Consider the following 2,615-nt stretch of genomic DNA (forward strand, 5'->3'; position numbering starts at 1 on the left):
AATCTGCTAGTCTAGAGCCAAACAAAAAGCAAGGAAATACCATGGCGGCTCAATTTCTCCTATCAGCCTTAAGTACCGTAATCATATTGGCATTTACCGGCTGTACAGTTTCATCCAAAACACCTGTAACAGATAGTTATGGCGCTCAGCCGTCTTTACCTGAACCAAAATCAAGACTGTTTCCGGTCGTCAACATTGCCCCTGCAAAAGGTTGGCCTGAAGGTGTCATGCCGACGCCAGCACCAGGTTTAAAAGTGCAAGCATTCGCACAAGGCCTTCAACACCCGCGCTGGTTATATGTATTGCCGAATGGAGATGTACTGGTAGCTGAAACTGATGCTCCACCTAAGCCTGAAGATAATAAAGGCATTAAAGGCAAAATCATGAAAATGGTGATGAGAAGAGCAGGATCATCCTATCCAAGCGCCAACCGTATTAGCCTGTTGCGTGACAGCGATCAAGACGGCATTGCTGATCAGAAAACAGTATTTCTGCAAAATTTAAACTCGCCGTTTGGAATGACCTTAGTGGGTAATATGCTTTATGTCGCAAATACAGATGCTTTAGTGCGATTCTCTTATCAGCCAGGTATGACCCAGATCAAAGAAAAAGGAACTAATGTATTAGACTTGCCTGCAGGCCCTTTAAATCATCACTGGACGAAAAATGTTATTGCCAATCCTGCAGGCAAGAAGCTCTACATTACGGTAGGCTCTAATAGTAATGTGGCTGAAAATGGCATAGCTCAGGAAGAAGGACGCGCCCTGATCATGGAATTGGACCTTTCTACAGGTCAAGCCCGGCCGTTTGCTACAGGCCTGCGTAATCCCAATGGCATGGACTGGCAGCCTCAGAGTGGAGCCTTATGGACTGTAGTGAATGAGCGTGATGAGCTGGGCAATGATCTGGTTCCTGATTATATGACCTCAGTAAAAGATGGCGCTTTTTATGGCTGGCCTTATAGTTATTATGGCCAGCATGTGGATACCCGGGTAAAACCGCAAAAGCCTGAACTGGTCGCGAAAGCAATTAAGCCAGATTATGCCTTGGGAAATCATACTGCATCACTGGGTCTGACATTTTATAAGGCTAATTTAATATCCCAATATCGTGATGGTGCACTCATTGGTCAGCATGGTTCCTGGAATAGGAAACCTCATAGTGGTTATAAAGTTATTTTTGTGCCATTTCAAAATGGTCAGCCTTCTGGTCAGCCTCAAGAGGTTCTGACCGGATTTTTAAGCAAAAATGGAGATGCATTTGGTCGGCCTGTGGGTGTAGCTACAGATGCTCAAGGCGCAATATTAGTTGCTGATGATGTAGGGAACGTGATTTGGCGAGTATCACCGAATCAATAAATAAGTAGATGCTAATAAAATAAAAGCCTTATAGTCTCTCCCAAAACTATAAGGCTTAGCGGCTGTAGTCTCTACTTTTATCACTTACCATCCCAGTAAGTTCGCTGTCTTTCGACTTTATTATCATTGTAATGCGATTATTATCAGCTTTCCTTGCTGACTCTTTATGTGAAACATAATGTCAAAAATTGAGGAAACAGGATATAGAGTATTTACTCCAATCGATGTAAGCTTAAACTTACAAAAAATAATATATTTATACAAAAGTTAACATTATGTGAACTTTCCTATATTTTACAAAGGGCTTTATGACTAAAAATAATTTAATTGTAGTAGATAAATAATGTTAAAAAATCATCTTTAAGGTTTTAAACAGCATTAAAATTAAAAGATATGATTTAAGAATCATCTTTTGCTTCAGGTTTGGCAGACAGGGTTCCATGTTATAGAAGATACTTATGAACACTTTAACTAAGGTAATTGATGGATCTGATTTCTCTGCCATATATGTGGTTGGGGATCTGCATGGTTGTTATAGCTTGCTCATGCAAGAATTAGAGAAAGTTCATTTTAATTTTGAGAAAGATCTACTGATTTGTACCGGAGATCTGGTCGATCGTGGTAATGAAAACCTGGAATGCGTTTCATTGCTAAGTCAGCCCTGGTTTTATTGTGTTCGCGGCAATCATGAGGAAATGTGTATTAAGGGCCGTGATGATGCATGGATTCAAGATATGCATGCACAGAATGGTGGTGAGTGGTTCTATCTTTTATCAACCGAAAAACAGGATGAACTCAGTGAAATTTTTTCTGCACTTCCTTTGGCCATTGAACTAAACCTAAAACATAAAAAGATTGGCATTTTACACGCAGATATTGCGCTTAATGACTGGAATGTATTTAAAAAGAAAATTGCAAAAGGTGAAAATAGAATTCCAGGCTTAACTTCAGCATATACCAATGCTCTTTGGGGTAGAGGGAGAATTCGCAATCATTCTTATCGCTATGGAACCGTTAAAAATATCGATGAGATCTATCTGGGTCATACGATTGTAAAAGAACATACCCAAATTGATAATTGCCACTATATTGATGTAGGTTCTTCTTATACGAAGAAGTTGTGTGTCATTAAAATAAAAGATGCTATAGCAAAAGCTAATTAAAAAAAATATTAGGCTCTAGACTAGCAGATTTACACTTAATTTTACCTAATGAGGTTCCACAGCTCAGTTGCTAACTCATTAGGTTCCCTCATCC

At 39.5% G+C, this 2,615-nt stretch carries 2 protein-coding genes; both read left to right on the forward strand.

What is annotated here, in order from left to right; all coding sequences use genetic code 11:
- Positions 1-41 precede the first annotated feature (41 nt).
- Complete coding sequence (locus G5T77_RS16625; protein ID WP_166139660.1) at positions 42-1,358, forward strand: sorbosone dehydrogenase family protein; 1,317 nt, start codon at positions 42-44, stop codon at positions 1,356-1,358.
- A 458-nt stretch (positions 1,359-1,816) separates the two neighbouring features.
- Positions 1,817-2,521, forward strand: a complete 705-nt coding sequence (locus G5T77_RS16630) for a metallophosphoesterase (protein ID WP_166139662.1) — start codon at positions 1,817-1,819, stop codon at positions 2,519-2,521.
- The last annotated feature ends 94 nt before the right edge of the window (positions 2,522-2,615 follow it).

Origin of the sequence: Acinetobacter sp. GFQ9D191M, assembly GCF_011174875.1 — a bacterium.
In the GTDB taxonomy this organism is placed as follows: domain Bacteria; phylum Pseudomonadota; class Gammaproteobacteria; order Pseudomonadales; family Moraxellaceae; genus Acinetobacter.